We start from the raw sequence: 1,143 nt of genomic DNA on the forward strand, positions 1-1,143 counted from the left end.
CAAGTTTCTCGTATACGTGTTTATCTTTATGGTTCTTTAGCTTTCACAGGTATTGGTCATGCGACAGATAGAGCTATCATATTAGGACTTTTAGGAGAAAAAGCGTCTACTGTTGATCCTGATAGCATGGGATTCCTGTTAGAAAAAGTTATACGTGAAAAAAAAGTGCAACCAGAAGGCCATCCCGTTTATCAGTTTGATTTGCAACGTGATCTTATTTTTGAACGAAAGGAAATTCTCCCTGGTCATACGAATGGACTAGCATTTGAAGGGCTTGATACTGATGGGAATGTTCTTTTGCGGCAGATTTATTATTCTATTGGTGGTGGCTTTGTTGTAACTGAGGATGAATTAAGACACATGAATGGTAATATAGAATCAGAAGTGTCTGAGGTGCCATATCCATTTGATTCTGCTCGTACAATGTTATCAATGGCAGAAAAATCAGGATTTTCAATTGCTGAAATGAAACGCTTAAATGAAGAAATAAAAATAGAGCGTTCTTCTCTTGATGCTGGGCTTGATGAAATTTTTTCAGCGATGACAAATTGCATTAATAGAGGTCTTTCACAAGAAGGTGAGTTGCCTGGTGGATTACGTATTCCAAGGCGTGCTAAAAAACTGCATGATACACTTTTGGAAAATCAAAAGAAAAATTGCAATTATCCACTTTTTGCAAATGATTGGCTTTCGGTATATGCTATAGCAGTCAATGAAGAAAATGCAGCAGGTGGTCGTATTGTTACAGCACCAACAAATGGGGCTGCTGGTGTTGTCCCAGCCGTTTTGCGTTACTATCTTCAGTTTAATGATGGTTCAGATCGAAAGGGAATACATAATTTTCTATTAACGGCAGCAGCTATTGGCGGTGTTATCAAACATAATGCCTCTATTTCTGGTGCAGAAGTTGGGTGTCAAGGTGAAGTTGGAACGGCATCTTCAATGGCTGCAGCAGGGTTAACCGCGGCGTTAGGTGGAACACCAGCTCAAATTGAAAATGCAGCGGAAATTGCGCTTGAACATCATTTAGGAATGACGTGTGATCCTGTTGCAGGTCTTGTACAAGTTCCTTGTATTGAGCGTAATGCAATGGGGGCTGTTAAGGCGGTAACGGCTTCTTCTCTTGCATTACATGGTAATGGA

General features: G+C 40.1%; 1 protein-coding gene. It reads left to right on the plus strand.

Annotated features, from left to right (window positions below):
• The coding region (locus ACFIO3_RS13510) for an L-serine ammonia-lyase (protein WP_375704632.1) at positions 1–1,143 on the plus strand (1,143 nt) is incomplete at both ends.

It is taken from the genome of Bartonella sp. AD328YNZD, assembly GCF_042196425.1.